The organism is Nocardia sp. NBC_00511 (genome assembly GCF_045161165.1).
Taxonomy (GTDB): Bacteria; Actinomycetota; Actinomycetes; order Mycobacteriales; family Mycobacteriaceae; genus Nocardia.
In genome coordinates this window covers 3,975,766-3,997,622 of the sequence record NZ_CP107849.1, presented here as the reverse complement: position 1 = coordinate 3,997,622, position 21,857 = coordinate 3,975,766, and the positions used below count along the sequence as shown (strand labels likewise).

19 protein-coding genes are annotated in these 21,857 nt (G+C 66.3%); 9 read left to right on the top strand and 10 right to left on the bottom strand.

Annotated features, from left to right (window positions below; translation table 11 throughout):
• Positions 1-139 precede the first annotated feature (139 nt).
• Both OG300_RS18830 and OG300_RS18825 read right to left on the bottom strand, forming a co-directional pair.
• On the bottom strand, positions 140-916 hold the full coding sequence (locus OG300_RS18830; RefSeq protein WP_405497715.1) for a hypothetical protein: 777 nt from the start codon (positions 914-916) through the stop codon (positions 140-142).
• A 473-nt stretch (positions 917-1,389) separates the two neighbouring features.
• Positions 1,390-1,662 carry a hypothetical protein gene (locus tag OG300_RS18825; RefSeq protein WP_405497713.1) on the bottom strand — a complete coding sequence of 91 codons (273 nt, stop codon included), beginning with the start codon at positions 1,660-1,662 and terminating at the stop codon, positions 1,390-1,392.
• A gap of 391 nt (positions 1,663-2,053) precedes the next feature.
• On the opposite strand from OG300_RS18825, the gene OG300_RS18820 reads away from it, so the two are divergent.
• Complete coding sequence (locus OG300_RS18820) at positions 2,054-2,356, top strand: hypothetical protein (RefSeq protein ID WP_405497711.1); 303 nt, start codon at positions 2,054-2,056, stop codon at positions 2,354-2,356.
• Positions 2,357-2,901: 545 nt separating this feature from the next.
• Here the strand turns inward: OG300_RS18820 and OG300_RS18815 are convergent.
• The 7 genes from OG300_RS18815 to OG300_RS18785 all read right to left on the bottom strand — a co-directional run bounded on the left by OG300_RS18815 (position 2,902) and on the right by OG300_RS18785 (position 11,518).
• Positions 2,902-3,687 carry a methyltransferase domain-containing protein gene (locus OG300_RS18815; protein WP_405497709.1) on the bottom strand — a complete coding sequence of 262 codons (786 nt, stop codon included), beginning with the start codon at positions 3,685-3,687 and terminating at the stop codon, positions 2,902-2,904.
• A gap of 242 nt (positions 3,688-3,929) precedes the next feature.
• A complete protein-coding gene (locus OG300_RS18810) occupies positions 3,930-5,870 on the bottom strand; it encodes an ATP-binding cassette domain-containing protein (RefSeq protein WP_405497707.1) in 1,941 nt (646 codons plus the stop codon).
• A 37-nt stretch (positions 5,871-5,907) separates the two neighbouring features.
• On the bottom strand, positions 5,908-7,083 hold the full coding sequence (locus tag OG300_RS18805) for a type III polyketide synthase (protein ID WP_405497705.1): 1,176 nt from the start codon (positions 7,081-7,083) through the stop codon (positions 5,908-5,910).
• 112 nt (positions 7,084-7,195) lie between these two features.
• Positions 7,196-8,695, bottom strand: a complete 1,500-nt coding sequence (locus OG300_RS18800; RefSeq protein ID WP_405497703.1) for a fatty acid desaturase — start codon at positions 8,693-8,695, stop codon at positions 7,196-7,198.
• Positions 8,696-8,989: 294 nt separating this feature from the next.
• On the bottom strand, positions 8,990-9,772 hold the full coding sequence (locus tag OG300_RS18795; RefSeq protein ID WP_405497701.1) for an LppX_LprAFG lipoprotein: 783 nt from the start codon (positions 9,770-9,772) through the stop codon (positions 8,990-8,992).
• A gap of 436 nt (positions 9,773-10,208) precedes the next feature.
• Positions 10,209-10,910 carry an alpha/beta fold hydrolase gene (locus tag OG300_RS18790; protein WP_405497699.1) on the bottom strand — a complete coding sequence of 234 codons (702 nt, stop codon included), beginning with the start codon at positions 10,908-10,910 and terminating at the stop codon, positions 10,209-10,211.
• Between the two features lie 239 nt (positions 10,911-11,149).
• Complete coding sequence (locus OG300_RS18785; RefSeq protein ID WP_405498590.1) at positions 11,150-11,518, bottom strand: DUF1844 domain-containing protein; 369 nt, start codon at positions 11,516-11,518, stop codon at positions 11,150-11,152.
• A 329-nt stretch (positions 11,519-11,847) separates the two neighbouring features.
• Here OG300_RS18785 and infC point away from each other — a divergent pair, with 329 nt between their 5' ends.
• The 5 genes from infC (at position 11,848) to OG300_RS18760 (ending at position 15,741) form a co-directional block, all read left to right on the top strand.
• Entirely contained in the window at positions 11,848-12,573 is a 726-nt protein-coding gene (gene infC, locus OG300_RS18780) for a translation initiation factor IF-3 (RefSeq protein WP_405498589.1), read from the top strand.
• Between the two features lie 62 nt (positions 12,574-12,635).
• Positions 12,636-12,830 (top strand): 50S ribosomal protein L35, encoded by a 195-nt coding sequence (gene rpmI, locus OG300_RS18775; RefSeq protein WP_405497697.1) that lies wholly within the window; start codon positions 12,636-12,638, stop codon positions 12,828-12,830.
• 93 nt (positions 12,831-12,923) lie between these two features.
• Entirely contained in the window at positions 12,924-13,304 is a 381-nt protein-coding gene (rplT, locus tag OG300_RS18770; RefSeq protein WP_405497695.1) for a 50S ribosomal protein L20, read from the top strand.
• A 40-nt stretch (positions 13,305-13,344) separates the two neighbouring features.
• Positions 13,345-14,142 (top strand): TrmH family RNA methyltransferase, encoded by a 798-nt coding sequence (locus tag OG300_RS18765; RefSeq protein WP_405497693.1) that lies wholly within the window; start codon positions 13,345-13,347, stop codon positions 14,140-14,142.
• 84 nt (positions 14,143-14,226) lie between these two features.
• Positions 14,227-15,741, top strand: a complete 1,515-nt coding sequence (locus tag OG300_RS18760) for an APC family permease (protein WP_405497691.1) — start codon at positions 14,227-14,229, stop codon at positions 15,739-15,741.
• Positions 15,742-15,827: 86 nt separating this feature from the next.
• On the opposite strand, the gene OG300_RS18755 is transcribed toward OG300_RS18760, so the two are convergent.
• The gene (locus tag OG300_RS18755; protein WP_405497689.1) at positions 15,828-16,442 is read right to left on the bottom strand and encodes a TetR/AcrR family transcriptional regulator; all 615 of its coding nucleotides are present in this window, start codon (positions 16,440-16,442) and stop codon (positions 15,828-15,830) included.
• Between the two features lie 102 nt (positions 16,443-16,544).
• Here OG300_RS18755 and OG300_RS18750 point away from each other — a divergent pair, with 102 nt between their 5' ends.
• From OG300_RS18750 to pheT, 3 genes are all read left to right on the top strand, one after another.
• Entirely contained in the window at positions 16,545-18,017 is a 1,473-nt protein-coding gene (locus tag OG300_RS18750) for an MFS transporter (protein WP_405497687.1), read from the top strand.
• A gap of 221 nt (positions 18,018-18,238) precedes the next feature.
• Positions 18,239-19,300, top strand: a complete 1,062-nt coding sequence (gene pheS, locus OG300_RS18745; RefSeq protein ID WP_405497685.1) for a phenylalanine--tRNA ligase subunit alpha — start codon at positions 18,239-18,241, stop codon at positions 19,298-19,300.
• Positions 19,301-19,332: 32 nt separating this feature from the next.
• Positions 19,333-21,831 carry a phenylalanine--tRNA ligase subunit beta gene (pheT, locus tag OG300_RS18740; protein ID WP_405497683.1) on the top strand — a complete coding sequence of 833 codons (2,499 nt, stop codon included), beginning with the start codon at positions 19,333-19,335 and terminating at the stop codon, positions 21,829-21,831.
• Positions 21,832-21,857 lie beyond the last annotated feature (26 nt).

The following is a 21,857-nucleotide window of genomic DNA, read 5'->3' as shown; positions in this document are numbered from 1 at the left end:
CGAGGGGCGCATGCACCCGGCGAACGTCCGGATCAACCAGGGGAGACACCCGTGAAGCTACTGCTCACCTACGGTGATCTCCGAAGGACAATGGACGAAGTTCGACACCTAGCCGGAACTCCGTGAACATTCGTTGCGCTTACTTGCGTTGGCGGGCACTCGATTCGGGCGGGTCCGGGGTGCTGGGAGCGCCTGCGATGATGTCGTCCCACTTGAAGCGAACCGAATCCCACCGTTCATCGAAGGTGTCGGCGCGATGCTGGGCGCGGGCTATGTGTTTGTCCGAGTAGAACCAGCGCACCCACGGTGACGTGGGGCGGGCGAGTCGGACTGCGCCGAACCACGCAATCGGCGAGATGAACAGCCCGACGATCGCGGTCGAATACTTGCCCTTGAGCGCGGTGACAACGACGAATGCCAGATGCAGCACCAAGAGTCCGACGGCGACGCTGCGCCAGACGATGCTCACCGCGGACAACCGGTCCATGCGTGTCGGAGACAAGCCGACGGCGCCCAATCCGATCACCGCGGCAGACAACGTCACGATGTTGACCGACAGCTGCCCCTCCTGCGACCAGTAGACATCCTGCAATCGGAAGATCATCGCGAATTCGTCGAGCACCAGCGCGGCACCCAACCCGACCGCGACCCCGGCGACGTAGGTCCAGGCTGACAGTGGCGGTGAACCGATCCCGACGAACGCGCCCGCGATCAGGATCAGCAGCCCGGGTGTCGAATGGTGCAGATGCACACCGCCGCTGCTGACATTGCCGAACGGCCCTTTACCTGCACGGATCATGCGAGTAATGGTGCGCACGGCGATAAACGTGACGACAAAAGCCACGAAGCTGAGCATGAGCGGGCCTTTATACCCGTCGGCCACCTCGTCACGCCACCACGTGTGAAACCAGCTCATTCAGCGATGGTAGGTGGCCCGCCGCACGATCGTTCACGACATCGACGAGCTACCCCCGCTCCGCCCAACTACGTGGAACCGACACCATATTTTTGGCCGCCCACAACGTGAAACGGGTCAAGAGGGTCTCAGTCGATCGCTCTTGCCGCATATCGCGCCGACGAGACCGGCCACACCGCAGCACCGGGACTACAGAAACGGCTGAGCCCCAACCGAATTCCGGACCAGGCTAAGTCGGGGGAGTACTTTCGCGAGGCGCGGGAGCTTAGTGTCGCTGCTGTCGCACCAGATGCCGCAGTCGCTGTGAACATTTACGACGTCGATGTAGAAGACGCGCATCCTGCCGACGCCGAAGACGTTCGCAGGCAACTGATTTCCTGGCTGTCGGAGGGCGAGGAGATCTACTATCGCGGGACCACCTGACCTGAGGGCAGAAGCGTCGATGTGGCCGGTGATACGCCGCGGGTGGTGACTCAGCGCTGACCATGCTGTTGCGCCCAGTCGGTCTGGTTGTCGGCCCAGTCGTGGTGGGGGACCTGGCCGACGTACTCCTCCCAGGTGTAGTCGGAGTCGCAGATGATCGAATCGCCGGTCCCGTCGTCAGTGGACTGCATGCCGATCTGGTAGCCGTAGCAGGGGGCGCCCAGCGAATAGGCGCCGGCTGCGCCAGACCCCACGGTGACGCCGGCCAGGGCGCACAGGCCGGCCACGACCGCGATTCCGGCAAGACGTGCGGTGATAGACATCGGAAACCCTTTCGTCGGTTGTCTTGAACCATCGGTCGCCGGATAGCGGCGCGTTATCGCCCCACCGGTCGATACGCCGGTGCCGCGGCCACCACCCTCCAACGGTCTGCACTCCCCGACACCTTCAATGATCCCGCGGACTGGCCGACCTGGCGAAGTCTTGCTACCCCACGGCGACGCCCTCAACTGCACGAAGTCGAGGTGGATCTTCCTGCCGGTGGTTGGATCACCGACTCACCTCCGTGGGCACGGCTCGGAACCCAACGCCACAGTGGCCAAGGCCGCTGTACCAACGGATCGGGCTGAGTTGTCAGAGGGGGCCGGTAGCGTCTGCGGTGCAGGAGGTTTCGGGAATACGTAGGGCTCGCGGCATTTGAGTGGAGGGCAACTCGTGGACGAGGTAGATCCGTTCTCACAACTCGATCCCGGGGAGCGGCAACGCCTGTTCGAGCTGGGCTCAGCCCAGATGAGAGGCGAAACCGCAGAGACCGGGTGGACGATGTACGGCCAGTTCGAGACTCCTTTCGGGGTCCGCCGATTTTCCAATGTCCGCATGCTCGACAACGGTCGGGTGCAGGCCCGTGAGTATCGGGTGGATGTGAACGATCCGGGGACGATCGTCGATCTCGACATGGACCGCTATCTGCTCGAAAACGGCATCGTTGATGAGATCGTCTGGGTCACCACTGAGTGACGAGAAGTCTCCTGGACGACCGGGACGGCGGAGCCAGTGCACTCCACGCCCTGCACAGCGTGCTTGCTGACGACTGCGAGACGTGCGAGGTCTCCAGGTGAATCAGCCCAGGCCGCCGCCCGCCGCAAGGCAGCCGCCGTGCGCTGATCACCGACAAACGGCGACCCACCGCACATGCTTGCGATGGGTCGCCGTTTCGGTTCTCTGCCCGCGTGATTCGTCAGAACGAGCAATCGGCGGGCCGCCCCGCCCAGCCACCCTTCAGAAACCTGATCACAGCACAGAACACATCCTCCGACGAGGACGCCACCGGCCTCGTGACCGATGTCGCAACACCCGGTCCCGCAACGGATTCCGCCGCAGCCGACGTCATCGGAACCACGAGTCCCGCGGTCACAGCGGCAACAACAAGAAGCTTTTTCATCTGAAGTCCTTCTCTGCGATCGGTTTCGGCATCCTCCAAGCTATGTTGCCCGCCGGGTCCCGCACTATCGGTCAGATGCCCTAGACGCGTTCGGACCGAGCATGACGGTCGACTCCGCCGACTACCCCGGTTTGACTGCTGAGAACAGGTAGCGGTTCAAGCTGAAGGAGTAGTCCGTTCCCATGGCGAGCAGGTCCGCTCGCCAGGCGTCGATCTCGACGTCGGGCAGTTGCCCGCGCACGAAATCGCTCACGAATTCGATCAGCCCCGCACTGTAGGTGTCGCGGTTGTCGCCGTAGTTCAAGAGCGGAACCACGCGACGATCGGTGACCACGAAACCGGTGTCGTGCAAGAGGGGCGCGAGTCGTCGAGGTAGGTGAGGGTCGCTCAGGTGGCCGTCCCAGGCGCGCAGCACCCGGCGCATGCGGTCGCGGTCGCTCGAATGCCAGACGACCGAATCCCAATCGGTGTCCAGGACCAGGAGTCGACCGCCCGGGCGCAACACTCGATGGGCCTCGGCGAGCGCGGTGACGACATCCTCGACGTACTCGTAGGTCTGGGTCGCGGTCACGACGTCGAAGGTATTGTCCGCGAACGGTAGGTCGGTGGCGTCACCCGGAATGAAATGCACCGCAGCGGAATCGGGCGACAGTACGCGCCAGCCGGCGAGCGTCCGCATGGCGGCGCTGGGTTCGAGACCGTGCACCGCGCCGGCCGGGCCTACTGCCTCGGCCATTTCGGCGACCAGGAATCCCGGACCGGAGCCCACATCGAGCACGACCTCGCCCGCGCTGAGCGCGAGAAACTTCCGGATGGTCTGTCGCTGCTCGACGACATCCGGTGTCAGATAGGTGGATTCGACCCGAGCCGAGGTCGCGTCGTCGAATCGCAGTGCCCCGGAGCTCATGACGTCGGTGCCGTGACGAGATCGACGTCTGCGGAAGATGATCCGAGCGCGGCGGCCCGGTCGCGATCTGGAACGGCCTTCGAAAAGTCCTGCACCTCTCGCACGCTAGCGGGCGAGAGATGGGTTGTCGAAGCGCTCGGCGCACCGCGGTCGGCGGGTGACGACGCCGATTCGCCGGGCGCGAGATGCGCCCGGCGAATACGGATCAGATCGCGGAGTCGTTCCCGCAGTTGCGGTTTCGGCTACTCCCCGGCGGCCTTCGCGGTCAGCTCCTTGACCTCGGCGATGCGGCCGAAGTCGAGTTTGACGATCTGGTCGGCGCAGTCGAAGTAGCGGTCGTCGTGGGTGATGACGATGACGGTCTTGCCGCGCTCCTTGAGCCCGACCAGGATCTCCTTGTAGAACACGTCGCGGAACTTGGGTTCCTGGTCGGCGGCCCACTCGTCGAACATGTAGATCGGCCGGTCCTCGAGCAGCGCGGTGAGCAGCGCGAGGCGCTTGCGCTGGCCCTGCGACAGCTGCACCGTCGACAGTCGGCCGTTCTCCACGGTGACCTTGTGGTCGATCTGCAGTTCCTTCAGGTACTTTCGCACCTCGTCGTCGATGCCGGGTTCGAAGCCGAGGTAGTCCTCGAACAGGTGGAAGTCGGTGAAGACCGCCGACGAGTTCTGCCGGAACCACTCGATATTGTCGTGGCCGATCGCCTCGCCGTTGAGCGAGAGATGGCCGCCCTGCGCGACATACAGGCCCGTGATCAGCTTGGCGAGGGTGGATTTGCCGCTGCCGTTGCCGCCCACGATGAATGTGATGCGGCCGGGCTCGAAGGTCAGATCCAGCGGTCCGAGGTGGAAGCCGGTGCCGTCGCCCTGCGGCGGGGCGACCGGCGCGCCGACCGGCATCGGACGGCTCTGGTGCCCGCCGTGCTCGATGAACCTGTGCCCGTTGACATCCGGGCGGGAGGAGCTACCGCCACCCCCGCGTCCCGGCGGCGGACCACTCGGTCGCGGTCCACCCGGTCCACCCGGATGCGGTCCGGGACGGCCACCGACGGCGGCACCGGGAGCATCCGGGCGGGCACCCGCACCCGCCGGGTGCGGCCGCGCACCCCCGCCCGGATGCCCTCCCGTTCCCGGCGGCGGACCGGCGGGCGGAAACGCGGGCGGCGGCTCCATCAGGTAGCTGTAGCTGACGTCGTGCAGCTCCAGCCGGGCCTGTTCGGGCACCGCTCGATCGGTGTAGGGCAGTAGTGATTCGTCGTGCGCGGTCTGGATGGACAGGTTCAGCGACCGGATCTTGGCCAGCGCGACGTCGCCGCGCAGCAGGTCCGGAATGCGATTCATGAAGTTCTGCATGGGCATCGAGAGGAAGGTGGTGACCAGGACGTACCCGAACATGACGTTCGGCGGCAGGTCCAGGGCGCGCGCGAGTCCGAACAGGATCAGCGCCATCGTGCCCAGCTGCAGCAGCTGGCCGAAGCCCTGGGCGTAGGAGAACTTGGATCCGGCGTCGACGTTCTGCACGCGCAGCTTCTCGGCGGATCCGAGCAGGTGGCGGTCCATGAAGTCGCGGCGGCGTCCGCGGTGCAGCTTGAGCTCCTTGATGCCCAGCGACACCTCCTGGAACGACCGGATCAGTCCGTCCTCGTTCTCGCGGGCATCCCGGTACAGGGTGCGAACCCGCTTGAGAACCGTTTCGACACAGGCGATTCCGAGCAGTGTCCCGGCGACCGTGGTGGCGAAGATCCACCCGGACACGATGGCCAGGTAGATGAAGCAGCCGACGATGGTGGCGAGATCGATGCAGATGCTCGGGATGGCGGTCACCGCCTGCGACAGCGACCGGACATCCTCGGTCAGTGTCGCGATCAGGCGGTGCTGCCCGAGCCGCTCGAGATGCTCGAGCGGCGCGGACACGATGCGGGAGCTCAGGTCGGCCCGCAAACGGTAGATGGCTTCCTGAGCAAGCCGGATCAGCAGCACCTGCGAGATCACGCCGCTGATCAGGATGATCAGGGCGGTCAGGACGAAGGCCTGCACGGTGACGTCGGGGTGCGGACCCGGTGAAACTACTCCCCGAATCAATGTCACCAGGTAGGTATTGGCCGCACCGCAGACGAGACCGGAGGCGATGACGCCCGCGATCCGCATCCACGAGATGGAGATGAGGAATCTGACGAGTTGCATGACTGCTGAGCCTTACTGGAAGGGACGGTCGCCCGGATCAGGGGCGGATGATGTCGAAAAGGACGCCTTCGAGCGTGACGCCCGGCGCGAACGAGAACGCCACGCCCGTCGAGATCGGCTTCGTCGCCGCCTGCGCCACCATCTGCTGGAGCACGAAAATCAGTGAGACGCTGAGCATGTTGCCGTACTCGGCGAGCACGTCCCAGCTGATGGACGGTGCGTCCGAGCCGAGGCCGAGCGACTTCACGGACTCCTCGATGATCTTCGGACCGCCCGGGTGGATCGCCCACAGATCGATATCGCTCTTGCTCATGCCGTGCCGCGCCAGCACCCCGGTCACCACCGGATCGACCCCGCGCAGAATGTAATGCGGCAGGTGCTCCGACAGCTCGCAGGTGATGCCATTGTCGTTGACGCCCAAGACGATTCCGTCCTCGGCGCCGTCGAACAGGTAGCTGAAGCTGTCACGGATGACCACCTTGCCGGGCGCGAGCTCCTGCTGCGGCTGGCTGGCCCCGATGACAACCGCGCCGCAGCCGTCGCCGAAGAGGCTGTGGATGATGACGTCATTGATATTGTCGTCGAAAACGGCGTTCACCGAGCTCAGTTCGATGCAGATGACCAGCGCCTTCTTGTCCGGGTGCGCCCGAACGTAATCCACCGCGGCCCGGATCGAGTTCATCGCGGCCGCGCACCCCATGAAGTTCACCATCAGGCGATTCACGGTGGGGGACAGGCCGAGCTGCTTGACCACGGCCACATCCACACCCGGTGCGATGAAACCGGTGCTGGTCGCGAAGACCAGCATGCCGATGTCATTGGCCGGATCCTCCATGCCCTCGATGGCGCGTCCGGCGACATCCACCGCCAGCGGCACCGCGTGCTGGTAGAAGAGGTTCATCCGGGCCCGGATGGTGCCGGGTTCCTTGCTGTAGGAAAGGAATTCGGGATCCACCGGGTTGACCGCCAGGTGGCGGGTGGTGATCTTCGTCTTCTGATAGACACGCGGAATCCGCGCGCGCTGGGTAGGATCTTCGAAGAGCTCCGCGACCTGAGCGGCGGCATCGGCCTGATCGAAGATCTGGGCCGGAGCGCCGGTGGCGATGCTCTCGATCACGCCGACCGTGGCCGGCGGGGTGGGCGGTAGTGGACGCGTCGAGAACGCGTATTCGGGCTCGCCCCCCGCGAACCGGGTCGCGGCTGCCGTGGGCATAGCGGACCCCTCATCCATAGTGATAGACACGAAATTCTCCCCTCGTTTCGATAGAACGATCCGCGACGCGGACGGCGCATGTCGGGCGCGCCGCGGATCGGGTGGAATCGGTTCAGACCGTTCCGATTCCGGTGAAGCCCTGAACCGTGTAGACGACGCAGGTCTTCAGTGCAGTGGGTGAAAAGTGCTCCTTGAAGAAGCCCCACTTGTTCTCCACCGCGTCGTCGGACGGCGCGAGGATGTAGGTTTTGATCTGCTTCGGGAAGCGATCGGTGAAGAAGCTCTTGGCCGGCAGCCATTCCACCCCGAAGGCGGCCGACTCCTCACGCAGCACGTCCTCGGTCGCGATGTTCGCGAAACCACTGCGCTGGTAAGGCAATACGTGGTGCACGCGGTGCGAGCTGAGCCCCGCGGACAGGAAGCAGTCGACGTAGCGGTTGCCGACCACCTTGAGGTCGTAGGCCTGCTGGATCTGATCCACCGCCCAGTCTTCCGAGTTGTGTTCCAGCTCTTCGGTTTCCACCTCGAAGTCGTGGCTGGCCACCACCAGGAAGGTGCTGATCCACATCGAGATCACGAATTGCAGTGCCCAGGCCCAGAAGTCGCCCATCACGGTGAAGACGATCAACTCGCCGATCAGCAGGAACCGCACGCCGAAGGAGCCAATGAAGTGCGGCAGCGCCCCACCCCAGGTGCCGTACATGTCCTTGATACCCACCTTGCGGGTGAGGCGGCAGACATCCAGCAGGCGCATCAGCATGCCGGTGACGGCGTGCCCGAACTTGTGCATGGTGTGCACCGGAATCCGGTAGAGCCGGGGGATGCGCATCATCATGGTGAAGACGTTCTTCTTGATGTCGACTTCACTCTGGGTGTGCGGGTGGTGCAGCAGGGCGTGGCCGTCCGCGGTCACGAAAGCCAGTGCGACGTAATTGAAGTCGAAGGCGTTCGTGTAGATCTTGTTCATGCCCTTCTGGGCCCGATGGATCGCGTAGTGCCCGAACCCGGCCAGCGAGCTGCGTAGTAGCACCATGGCGATCACGAAGACCGGCAACGGCATCCAGCTGCGCTCGAACAACCGCAGCCCCTGCACCGCGAAGTACAGCACCGCCAGGGTGGCGACCACGATGTTGAAGTAGGTGTCCATGCGGCGGATGCGCGCGGCCAGCTCCGGCTCCTTGAGCCGGGCCTTCACCTTGTGCAGCAGGTCTTCCTTGTTGTCGAAGCTGAACTTCGGGGTGTCCCGCCAGCTGTCGAAGCCCTCGTTGAACAGGAACGCGGGGGCGTTGGCTTTGGGGTGGATGTCTTCCGGGATGGCATCGCGATCCAGCGAGTACTTCTTCAGGATCCGGCCGATGGCCTCCGGATTCTTGTGGTACGAACCGATGATCGAGGTGATGTCTCGATTTTTGGTACGTCCGATGAAGAACTCGCCGCCCGGATGCTTGGAAATCCAGTCGCTGAGGTCGTAGGCTTTGCCGTTGTACACCCACACGTTCGAAGGCGGGGGCGGGCCGTCGAGCGGAGGCCTGCGAAACTCCTCTTGGGTTTCGGCTGTGGTCTCGGCTTCCGGGCGCTCGATGGTTTCGGCTTCCGGGCGCTCGATCGTCATTTCATCCCTCCACACACTGACACGACGTTTGAGCTTTCACACCAAATCGTCATTGTCGCGCCTTGTATTTCACTGAACAATCTCTTAAACCAAATAGATGGGTTGCTGCGGACTAACCGTGTCCGGGCAGAGTTCGGCTGCGGCCGAAGACCATCAGGCTGGTCGGCGCCGCGGTCTGCAGACTGGTTGGTTTCGGGACGCGAAAGCCGGCCCGGGGGTGTACGACGACAGTCGTTGCCGCCGTTGCGTTTTCCCCGAACCGGCTCCGAACTCACATGGGAGAGCGGCGCGTTCCTAGCCGCCGGGCTTGGTCACGTGGACCGGCTTGGCCCAATCGGACAGGGTAACGGTGAAGCTGCCGGGGTCCTTTGTGACCACGGCGCGCACCAGATTCGGGCCGGTGCCGGGCGAGGCCGCGGTGGACGGCAGCGCGCTCGCGCCGGCGGCCGGCGGGGCAACGTCCTTGATCCACAACGTGATCGGGAAGGTGCCGCCGTCCTTGCCGATCTGCGGCACGACCGGGTCGACGACGGAGGAGTCGATGGTGCCGGTCACCTTCACGGTGTCGACGCCGTCGATCTTCTCGCGCGAGATGGCCTTCGCATCCTTCACCTGGGCAATGACATTGGCGAGGCCCTTGTCCTTGTCCAGCACGACGCCCGGGTCGTAGATCTTCTCGGCCGGACCGACCGGCGCGTACTTGGTGCCGTCACCGGCGTACAGCGTCTTGTCGACGACCAGGAACTTGGTGTCGGTGAAATCCGCGTCGGGCTTGGTCCGGACCTTCGCCTCCCCGATGGCCTGACCGCTGCCCTGCGGCTGGTTGGTGACGTCGGCCTTCACACTCTGTACCGAGAGGGTCGGAAGGTTCTGCACGTCGAGCACCAGGTGCACCGACTGCAGCGTCTGCGTGGTCTTGGACGACTCCTGGATCAGCTGGGCGCCGTCCGGCAGCTGCGCCGGCGGGGCCGCGGCCGAGGTGGTGGCGCTGCTGTCCGAGCTGGACGAGGAGCAACCGGTGACCAGAGCGGCAGCGGCGGTGGCCGCGACCATCAGCGGCAGGACGCCACGGCGCATGCGACGTCCAGTGGCGCTGTGTCCCTGGGTTTTCGAGCTATTCATATACAACCCCCGAAGGTCCTTCGATCTCGTGATGCGGGCAGCCCCTCGACTGCCCGTCGTAGTATGCAGTACATCGTCCGAGTCCGTGTGGAACGGTCGATACTGCGGCATCCAACCAGCACCGCGTCGGTGCCGCCAAGAATTTCGATCATCCCGTCACACAGGCGATTACCCTGCAAACCAGAAATTGCCAGTTCGACCCGATTCGTTAACGCTTTCGATGAGAACACGGCAATTCGAGTGCTCGCTGCGCCGGTTACTGTTCCGTCGCTGGATATTTGCCAACCGGTCGCCACGCGTTCGATGTTTCGCCGCCCGGCAGCCCGCCGCGTCGTCGAAGGTCGCCAGCGTTTCGCCACGCGCCGAGTCGGGTGTTTCGCCGCGTGTCGGCCTACCGGTTGGCGATCTCGTGGATCAACTCCGCGAGCTCGACCGGCTTCGACCACATCGGCCAGTGTCCCGTGGGTAGGTCCAGGTACTCGGCGTCGATATTCCGTAGTTCCCGGAAGATCGGCTGCTCCCCGGCGTCCCGCAACTGCCGCACCAGCTCCGAGGGGTAACTGGTGCAGATGACGGTGGTCGGAATCCCCAGCCGCGCAGGCGAATCACTGAGTTTCAACGCGCCACCCGCCACCCCGACGGGCACCGATACCGCCCGTGCCCGGAACCGATCCAGCATCGCCGCGTCCAACCCCGCCAGACTGTTCCCGCTCGCCTCCACCTCTTCCCAGGTCTCCGGCAGCGGAAACTCTGCCACGTCCCCCAACCCCGGAATCAACACCAAGCCGTCCGGCAGTGGCGCACTGTCCGCGTAGATCACCCGCGAAAAGCTCTCCGGCGCAAGATCAGTCGCCAAATAGGCCGCCGCCCCCGCCCCCGAATGCGCCACCAGCACGGCCCCCGCCCGAGCCGCCGCCACAATCCCCTCGGCCTGCGTCTCCAACGTGGCCCCCAACCGATCCGGATCCCCCGCATCCAGCCCAGGCAACGTCAACGCCAAAACCTCATCCCCCCGCCCCCGCAGCTCCTCGGCCACCTCATCCCAAGCCCAAGCGCCCAACCAGAATCCCGGAGCCAGCAGTATCCGTGCCATCCCCAGAGAATGACACGCCCCACCGACACATTCCCCGTTTTCGCCCACCCACCCCACAACCGCTGCGGCACAGCCGCAATCGAGCCCGAGCAGCCCGCCTCCGTACTACCCCGCGATCGCGTCGAGGGCATCGGTCGGCGTCACGCTTGGCCGCAGGTCGCGCTGTTCGATCGCCGCCGAATGCGAAGGCCCCGTGCCGGATTCGGTACGGGGCCTCGGGTGCTGTGGTGGTGGGCGGGTCAGTAGACCGGGCCGGTGTACTTCTCGCCGGGGCCGGCGCCGGGGGCGTCGGGGTGGGAGGAGGCTTCGCGGAAGGCGCGCTGCAAAGACTGGAGGCCGTCGCGGATGGGGCCGGCGTGGGGGCCGAGGTATTCGAGGGAGGCGGTGACGAGGCCGGCGAGGGCGGTGATGACGCGGCGGGCCTCGTCGAGGTCGAGGTGGGGGCTGGTGGCAGGATCGGGTTCGCCGAGGCCGAGCTTCTCGGCGGCCGAGCTCATCAGCATGACGGCGGCGCGGCTGATCACCTCGACGGCGGGGATGTCGGCCAGTTCGCGGACGACCTCGCCTTCGATGAGGGCCGAGTCGTCGTTCAAGGTTGCCTCGCTCATGGGGAAGAGCATGGCATCGGGCGGGTTGCCGCTGGTGGCGGGGGCGGGCGATTCGGAGCTCACGGCTATGAGTGTTAGACTCTTCCGCGACGACCGTCCCGGACTGGTTCCTGCAACCGACTCGGGGCATCAAGTGGAGCCCGACTCCCACCGTCTACCGGCAGCGATGTCAGGTTCGACGGTCCGGTCGCCCATCATTTACTTGGTGGGGTTCTCGTGCGGGTTCGCCCTGCTCGAGATGCGATGCGAGTTGTTTGCGTCGTCGATCGGTCGACTCGGGCCCTGTGTTGGTGAAATACCAACGCAGGGCTTTCGTGTTGAAATTGGGGTTGCAGTTATTGCTTGCGGTCGTTGACGAACCGCTTGACCTAGGAGGCCCCATCAGCACTGAGACCCGCATCAACGATCGCATCCGCGTTCCCGAGGTTCGCCTCATCGGACCGGGCGGCGAGCAGGTTGGGATCGTGCGTGTTGAAGATGCACTACGCGTCGCTCAGGAAGCAGACCTCGATCTCGTCGAGGTCGCGCCGGACGCTCGTCCGCCGGTGTGCAAGATCATGGACTACGGCAAGTTCAAGTACGAGACCGCGCAGAAGGCGCGTGAGTCCCGGAAGAACCAGGTCCAGACCGTGATCAAGGAGCAGAAGCTCCGACCGAAGATCGACGACCACGACTACGCCACCAAGCGTGGCCACGTCATGCGCTTCCTGGAAGCCGGGTCGAAGGTCAAGGTCACCATCATGTTCCGCGGTCGCGAGCAGTCGCGTCCGGAACTCGGTTACCGGCTCTTGCAGCGATTGGCCGCCGACGTCGCCGATCTCGGTTTCGTCGAAACATCGGCCAAGCAGGACGGCCGAAACATGACCATGGTCCTCGCTCCCCACAAGGGTGCGAAGACGCGGGTGAAGGCGCAGAACGACGCGAGCTCGACACCGCAGCGCAGCAGCGCGCCTGCGCCCGCGGCTCCGGCTGAAGCACCGGCTACCGAGGTTGCGGCGGCTCCGGCCGAAGCGCCGGTCGTCGAAGCTTCGGTGGCAGCCGCCCCGCAGCAGTAATAACGACAAGCACCGGAGGCTGGGACACCCCTGCCTCCGGGACGAGACAGATTGAGGAATCCATGCCGAAGATGAAGAAGCACAGCGGTGCCTCGAAGCGATTCAAGGTGTCCGGCTCGGGCAAGCTGCTGCGTCAGCAGGCCAACCGCCGCCACCTGCTCGAGCACAAGCCGAGCACCCGGACTCGTCGTCTGGACGGCGTGGAGGTCGTCGCCAAGGCGGACGTCTCTCGCGTCAAGAAGCTGCTCGGCCTCTAAGAGCCTGTAGCGGCACACGCGATCCGTCCGCGGAACGCAACCCGACCAACTCCGGGCGCTCGCAGCGCCCCCCAATCGATCAAGGACTGACAAGTGGCACGCGTCAAAAGGGCTGTCAACGCTCAGAAGAAGCGCCGTTCCGTTCTCGAGGCCTCCAAGGGCTACCGCGGCCAGCGCTCGCGGCTGTACCGCAAGGCCAAGGAACAGCAGCTGCACTCGCTCACCTACGCCTACCGGGACCGCCGGGCGCGCAAGGGTGACTTCCGCAAGCTGTGGATCACTCGTATCAACGCCGGCGCGCGTCTGAACGACATGACCTACAACCGCTTCATGCAGGGCCTCAAGGCCGCCGGCATCGAGGTGGACCGCAAGATCCTCGCCGAGCTGGCCGTGTCCGACGCCGAGGCGTTCGCCGCCCTGGTCGCCGCCGCGAAGGCCGCGCTGCCGGCCGACGTCAACGCTCCCGCCGCCTGATTCGGCCTGCGTGACGACACAACATCATTCGGAACGACCCGTGGAAGCACTCTCCGAGCGCAACCCGCGGGTCGTTTCGGCTGTCAAGCTGCATCGCGGCCCGATGCGCCGCAAGTCCGGGCTGTTCCTGGCCGAGGGCGCGAATTCGGTGGAATCCGCACTGGATACCGACCGGGTCGAGGAATTGTTCTTCTCCTCCAAGGCCGCTGAACGCGAGACCATGCTGGTGGCCGGTGCCGCCGCACGGGGTGTGCGCACCACGCTGGTGAGCGATCGCGCCGCGGAGATGCTGGGAGAGACCGTGACTCCGCCCGGCCTGGTCGCCGTGTGCAAACAGGTCGACGTGCCGCTGACCGACATCCTCGCCGGTGGCCCGCGCATGCTCGCGGTGCCGGTCGAGATCGCCGATCCCGGCAATGCGGGCACCCTGATCCGGGTGGCCGACGCGGTCGGCGCGGACGGCGTTGTGCTGGCCGGTGATTCGGTCGACCCGCACAATGGCAAATGCGTACGCGCCTGCGCCGGAAGCCTTTTCCACGTTCCGGTGGCCCGCTCGCGTGACATCGACGCCACCCTCGACGCCCTGGAGTCGGCGGGTATCGCCATCCTGGCCACCACCGCCAAGGGCGAGGTCGACCTCGACGACGCCGACGAGATCCTCGGCGGCCCGGTCGCCTGGCTCTTCGGCAACGAGGCGCACGGCCTGGACCGCGCCATCGCCGCGCGTGCCACGCATCGCATCCGCATCCCCATCCACGGGCGCGCGGAAAGCCTGAATCTGGCTGCGGCAGCGGCTATTTGCCTCTACGCGAGTTCGCGAGTCCAGCACCCGCGATGATCCGTGTCACCCCGCCCGCCGTGACGGTGCGGGTGGGGTCGACAGGATTCGATGTGCTGGGTATTTGCCCGTATTCTGTTGCGCGTGACATCGCCCAGCACTCTGCGGTCCGGTGCCCTGTCCCTGGTTTCCAGTGTGGTGATCGGGGTGGCGTCGGCGGGGCCGGCCTACAGCATTACCGCGACCCTCGGATTGGTTGCGGTGGCGGTCGGCATGCAGTCGCCGATCATCGTCCTGCTGGCCTTCGTGCCGATGCTGCTGGTGGCCATCGGATACCGGGATCTCAATGCGGTGGAACCGGATCCGGGCACCACGTTCGTGTGGGCGACGCGCGCGTTCGGACCGTTCACCGGGTGGATGGCCGGGTGGGCGATCGTCGTCTCGGATCTGCTGGTGATGGCGAGCCTGGCGCAGATCAGCTCGCAGTACACCTTCCATCTGTTCGGGGCGCACGGGATCGGGTCGAACGCCACCAGCATGTGGGTGCTGTTGCTGGGGATTGTCTATCTCGTGGTGATGACCGCGGTCGCGGTATTCGGGATCGACGTCTCGGCGCGGGTTCAGTCGGCGCTGCTGGCAGTGGAATTCGGCATGCTGGTGGTGTTCTCGGTGATCGCGCTGGGCCGGGTCATGCTCGGGCACGGGCCCGAAGGTTCACACCTCCCAGAACTGTCGTGGTTCAACCCGTTCGCGATCGGATCGTTCTCGGACTTCGTGACCGCGCTGCTGCTGATGGTCTTCATCTACTGGGGCTGGGATTCCGCGGTCTCGGTGAATCAGGAGACCGTGGATCCGCGACGTACGCCGGGACGCTCGGCGGTGCTCTCGACCATCACGCTGGTCGCCCTCTACCTGCTGGTTACCGTTGCCGCACAAGCCTTCGCGGGTACCGGTAAGGACGGGCTGGGCCTGGCCAACCCCGACCATGTCGACGACGTCCTTGGCGCACTCGGCGCGGCGGTGTTCGGCGACAGCTGGTTCGGGACCATCCTGGTGCACCTGCTGTTCCTGATGGTGCTGACCTCGGCGGCGGCTTCCACTCAGACCACGATCCTGCCGACCGCGCGCACCACGTATTCGATGGCGCTGCACCACGCGCTGCCGAAGGCGTTCGGCACCATCGACCCGCGCTACCGCACCCCGGTGTTCTCGACCATCGTGTTCGGCGGCGTGTCCGTGGTGCTCTACGTGGGCCTGAACTTCGCGTCGGGTGGTCGCCTGATCGCCGAGGCGGTGACGGCCATCGGCATCTCGATCGGCGTCTACTACGGGCTCACCGGACTCAGCTGCGCCTGGCTGTATCGCCACGAATTCGCTTCCAGCCCAAGGGCTCTGGTTATGAAGGGCGTGCTGCCGACGCTCGGCGGCCTGGCCCTGCTGTTCGCGGCCGGCTGGACGGCGGTCACCTCGTGGTTCGGCGCGATCTTCGTCCTCGGCGTCGGCACACTGCTGCTGGGCATTCCGATCTACCTGACCCTGGCCCGCACCATGCCGCCGTTCTTCCGCGGCGAGGTGCTGGCGCGGCGACTGCCGGAACCGACCGAGGACATCATCGAGGCCGACGCCGAGCCGGACCCGGAAGTCCCGGTGCTGCGCTGACCGCTCTGCCCGAGAGGTGATTCCCGTGCCCGGGAACTGATCCGGGTTCGGCTGAGCCCAAACGGATTCCGGGCCCGGTGGCCGGACTACGCGCGAGATTTCGTGGGCGTCGCGGCGGCGTCGTGCTCCATGCTCACGTACGCCTCGCTCAGATCCGAGAGCAGCTCCTGCGCCCACGGCGTCGGCACCGCGTCGGGTCCGGTCAGCAGCATCGCGGTCATGTTGGTGAGCAGCATGCCCTTGGCCATGAAGCCGCGCGCTTCGTCGATCGAGGCTCCGGTCAGTTCCCGGATGAGGTAGTAGATGCTGCCGAAGCGCTCCCGGATGCAGTCGCCGATCTCCGGATCTGCCGCGGCCGCGATGCCTTGCAGGAACACCCGCGGCAGATCGCGTTCGAGTAGGAAGTCCACGAAGCGAAGACCCATCGCCTCGAGCCGTTCGACCGGTGTGGCATCGGGTGCGGCCTGTTCGGCGGCGCTGCGGAACAGCCCCTCGATGCGGTCGCAGACCCGTTCGAGTACGGCCAGGAACAGCTGCTGCTTGGTGCCGAACAGCCGGATCACGTAGGGCTGGGAGACCCCCGCGCGTCGCGCGATCTCATCGGTTTTCGTTGCGGCGTAACCGGATTCGGCGAAGGCGGAGATGGCCGCGAGGAGTACTTCCTCGCTGCGCTCCCCGGCGGTCATGCGGGTTCTGGTCATGCTGTCGATCCTCCTCGTCGTCGGGATTCCGGTTCGCCATTGACATGTTATCAGTCGATGCATACTCTCTAGTTATCAGTCGATAACAACAAGGAATTGGACATGACTGAAACACTCGAAACCTCTTCCGCGGCAGGCGGAGTCGCTGCGGCGGCCCGCAAGCGCCCACTCGCCGCCGTCCTCGTTGCCATCGGCATCCCGACCTTCATGGTCACCCTCGACAACCTCGTGGTGACCAACGCGCTCCCGGTCATCCGCACCGACCTGAACGCGTCCCTCTCCGACCTGCAGTGGTTCGTCAGCGCCTACACGCTGGCGTTCGCGTCGATGCTGCTCACCGCGTCCGCCGTCGGCGACCGGATCGGCCGCAAGCGGCTCTACCTGGCCGGTATCGCCCTGTTCACGGTGGCGTCGGCGGCCTGCGCGCTGGCCACCGAACCGTGGATGCTCATCATGTTCAGGGCCATCCAGGGCTTCGGGGCGGCGGCCGTCATGCCGCTGTCGCTACCGCTGCTCTCGGAGGCCGTGCCGGAGAAGATGCGCAGCGCCGCGATCGGCATCTGGGGCGGCATCACCGGTCTCGGTGTGGCGCTTGGCCCGGTGGTCGGCGGCGCGGTCGTCGAGGGCCTGAGCTGGCACTGGATCTTCTGGCTCAATGTGCCGGTCGGCATCGTCGCGGTGCCGCTGGCCGCCCGGGTGCTGGGCGAATCCTTCGGCGGCGCAAGGAAACTCGATCTGCTGGGCCTGGTGTTGTCGGCTGGCGGCGTGTTCGGCGTGGTGTGGGGCGTCATCCACGGCGCCGGTGACGGCTGGACCTCGACCTGGGTGCTGACCGGCCTGGTCGGCGGCGGGGCGCTGCTCATCGCCTTCGTGCTGTGGGAGCGTCGGGTCGCCGAACCGATGCTGCCGCTGCGGTTGTTCGCTCATCGCGGCTACGTCATCAATGTCGTGTCGTTCACCTTCTCCCTGGGCGTCTTCGGTTCGATCTTCTTGCTGGCGCAGTACTTCCAGGTGGTGCAGGGCTATTCGCCGCTGGCCTCGGGCGTGCGCACCATGCCCTGGACCATGGCGCCGATGGTGGTGGCTCCGCTGGCGGGTCTGATCGTGGACCGGGTCGGGGTGCGGACCCTGATCACCATCGGGCAGGTGATGCTGGCCACCGCGCTGTTCTGGATGGCGACCGTCACCGACGTGCACGCCTCCTACAGTTCCTTCGTGCTGCCGTTCGTGCTCGGCGGTGTCGGCATGGGCTTGACCTTCGCGCCGAGCGCCACCGCCATCATGGCCAGCGCGTCGGTGGGGGATCGGGGCATGGCCTCGGGCGCCAACAGCACGATTCGTGAGGTCGGCGTCGCCATGGGTGTCGCGGTGCTGGCCTCGGTGTTCGCCTCGCACGGTTCGTACCTGAGCTCGCAGGCCTATGTCGACGGGCTGATCCCGGCGATCAAGGTCGGTGCGGTCATCGTCGCGATCGGGGCGTTCATCGCACTGCTGCTGCCCAGCCGCAAGGCGACCGCCGAGGCCATCTCGGAGGGTGTGGCCACGCCGCATCCGGAGGTCGTGGCCGCGCACTAGCGACCCGCTCGCGAATCCCGAACGCCCTCTCCGCGATCCGTCCGGAGGGGGCGTTTCGCGTGCGCCGAGTCCGGAGTGAGGCGTACGCCACCCGGTAACCCGGCCCGCGAGCTGCGGAAATCCATTCGAGGTGGGCTGATTACAAGGATTACGATGCGACCAGCAAGAATGGACAGGCAATCCCGCCCGACCCGTACCAGCCAGGGGAGTGACGAACCATCGTGGCCGACGACAACGACCGTGCCGAGCAGGCCGCCGCATTGACCGAGGAGTCTCTCGCGGCCGCTGCCGAAGCCGCCGAGAAGGCGTTCGCCTCGGCCGCGACCCTCGATGAGCTGGCGGTCGCCAAGACCGAGTTCATGGGTGGCAAGTCGCCGATCTCGCTGGCGCAGCGGTCGCTGGGCACGCTGCCCAAGGATGAGAAGGCCGAGGCCGGTAAGCGCGTGAACGTGGCGCGCGGCCGGGTGTCCGCCGCCTACGAGACCCGCCAGGCCGAGCTGCTCGCCGAGCGCGACGCCGCGGTGCTGGTCGCCGAGACCATCGACGTGACGCTGCCCGCGTCGCGGACCGCCGCGGGCGCCCGGCATCCGATCGCGGTGCTGTCCGAGCGTGTCGCGGATGTGTTCGTGGCGATGGGCTGGGAGGTCGCCGAGGGTCCCGAGGTCGAGACCGAGCACTTCAATTTCGACGCCCTGAACTTCCTGCCGGATCATCCGGCGCGCACCATGCAGGACACCTTCCACATCGCGCCGGAGGGTTCGCGGCAGGTGCTGCGCACGCACACCTCGCCGGTTCAGGTGCGCTCCATGCTTTCTCGTGAGCTGCCGATCTACGTGGTTTGCCCGGGGCGCACGTTCCGCACCGATGAGCTGGACGCCACCCACACCCCGGTGTTCTCGCAGGTGGAGGGTCTGGCCATCGACAAGGGCCTGACCATGGCGCATCTGAAGGGCACGCTGGATTCGTTCGCGCGCTCGCTGTTCGGCCCGAACACCACCACCCGCATGCGGCCCAGCTTCTTCCCCTTCACCGAACCGTCCGCCGAATTGGACGTGTGGTTCGAGGACAAGAAGGGCGGACCGGGCTGGGTCGAGTGGGGCGGCTGCGGCATGGTGAACCCGAAGGTGTTGATCGCCAGCGGCATCGACCCCGAGGTGTACACCGGTTTCGCGTTCGGCATGGGTCTGGAGCGGACCCTGCAGTTCCGCAACGGCCTGCCGGATATGCGCGACATCGTCGAGGGCGACGTGCGTTTCACGCTGCCCTTCGGCATCCAGTCCTGACCTGACCCCGATACGAGGAAGCGAAACGTCAAGTGCGAGTAGCGCAGTCCTGGCTGACGGAAATCCTGCAGCGCACCACCCCCGACTGGTCGGTGACGCCGGAGGAGCTCGACGCCGGGTTCGTCCGGGTCGGTCTGGAAGTCGAAGAGGTGGATCCGCTGCAGCGGATCACCGGTGACCTCGAGCATCCCCTGGTGGTCGGCCGCGTCGCCGAGATCACCGAGCTGACCGAGTTCAAGAAGCCGATCCGCTACTGCAAGGTGGACGTCGGCAATCCCGAGCTGCAGGAGATCGTCTGCGGCGCACGGAATTTCGCCGTCGGTGACCTGGTGGTCGTGGTGCTGCCGGGTGGTGAGCTGCCCGGCGGGTTCAAGATCGCCTCGCGGAAGACCTACGGGCACACCAGCAACGGCATGATCTGCTCGGTGGCCGAACTGGCCATCGGCAAGGATCACAGCGGCATCCTGGTGCTCGAGCCCGGCACCGCCGAGCCGGGCGCGGACGCCAATGAGCTGCTGGGCCTGGACGATACGGTCATCGAGCTGGCCATCACGCCCGACCGTGGTTACGCGTTCTCGGTGCGCGGTCTGGCGCGGGAACTGGCCTGCGGATTCGATCTGGAATACAGCGATCCGGCCGTGCGGCTGCTGCCGGACGACGACGCCGACTCCCGCTCGGTGCGGGTCGAACCCGAGTCGCTGTGCACGCGTTTCGCGGTGCGCCGGGTCGCGGGCATCGATCCGAAGGCGGTGAGCCCGTGGTGGTTGCAGCGTCGGCTGCTGCTGTCGGGTGTGCGCCCGATCTCCCCGGCCGTCGACGTCACCAACTACGTGATGCTCGAACTGGGGCAGCCGCTGCACGCCTTCGACGCAGCCAAGGTGCAGGGCGGATTCGTGGTGCGTCGCGCCAATACCGGCGAAACCCTGCGCACCCTCGATGAAGTCGAGCGCACCCTGGACGCCGAGGACGTGGTGATCGCCGACCACACCGGTGTCATCTCGCTCGCCGGCATCATGGGCGGCGCGACCACCGAGGTGTCGGACACCTCCACCGACATCCTGCTCGAGGCCGCCACCTGGAACCCGGTCGCGGTCGCCCGCACCGCGCGCCGCCACAAGCTGGGTTCGGAGGCGAGTCGTCGCTTCGAACGCATCGTGGATCCCGAGGTGAACCTGGCCGCGCTGGATCGCGCCGCCACCCTGCTGGCCGAAATCGCCGGTGGCACTGTGGAACCCGAGCTGACCGACGTGCGCGTCGCGCTCCCGGCTGTCGCGCCGATCACCATGGACATCGACCTGGCCGACCGCATCGCGGGCGTGCAGTACGCGCGGGGCGCGGCCACTCGCCGCCTGCAGCAGGTCGGCTGCAGCATCGAGGTCGGCGTCAGCGAGTCCGGGCACGCGCAGCTGGTCGTCACCCCGCCGAGCTGGCGGCCCGACCTGGTGCAGCCCGCCGACCTGGTGGAGGAGGTGCTGCGCCTGGAGGGTCTGGACAAGATCCCGTCGGTGCTGCCGACCGCCCCCGCCGGACGCGGTCTCACCGCCGGGCAGCGTCGCCGTCGTGCGATCAGCAAGGCGCTGGCCTTCCAGGGCGGTGTCGAGGTGCCCTCACCGGTGTTCATGCCCGCCGGTGTCTTCGATACCTGGGGTCTGGCCGCGGATGACCAGCGCCGCAAGACTCTTCGCGTGCTCAACCCGCTCGATGTGGAGCGCGCCGAGCTGTCCTCGACGCTGCTGCCCGGGCTGCTGGAGATCGCCGCCCGCAATATCTCGCGCGGTGCCCGCGATCTCGCGATCTACGGCATCGGGCAGGTCACCCTGCCGACCGCCGAGACCACGGCGGTCAGTCCACTGCCGGTGGATCGTCGTCCCACCGAGGACGAGATCGCGACGCTGCTGAAGTCGTTGCCCGAGCAGCCGATTCGGGTCGGCGTGGTGCTCACCGGCCGTCGCGAACCGCGCGGACCGTGGGGTGCGGGTCGCCCCGCCGAGGCATCCGACGCGTTCGCGCTCGTCGACGCCATCGGTGAGGCGTCGGGTGTCGTGATCGAACGCCGTGCCGCACAGTACCTGCCGTGGCATCCGGGTCGTTGCGCCGAGTTGGTGGTGGACGGCGTGGTCGTCGGTCACGCGGGCGAACTGCACCCGGCGGTGCTGGAGCGTTCCGGGCTGCCGCCGCGCACCTGCGCGCTGGAGATCGACCTCGACGCGCTGCCGCTGCGTGAAATCCGGCCCACGCCGGTGGTTTCCGCGTTCCCGGCGGTGTTGCAGGACGTGTCGGTGAGCGTCGAGAAGACGGTTGCCGCGGCCGCGGTGGAATCCGCGCTGCGTTCCGGTGCGGGCGAACTGCTCGAGACCATCTCGCTGTTCGACGTGTACGAGGGCGCGCAGGCCGGTGAGGGTCGCAAGTCCCTCACCTACGCACTGCGTTTCCGCGCCACTGACCGGACGCTGACCGAGGACGAGGCGAGCGCCGCGCGCGATGCCGCCGTCGCCGCCGCGTCCAGCGCCGTGGGTGCGGTACTGCGCTGATCTGAACCGCATACGGTGAAGGCCCC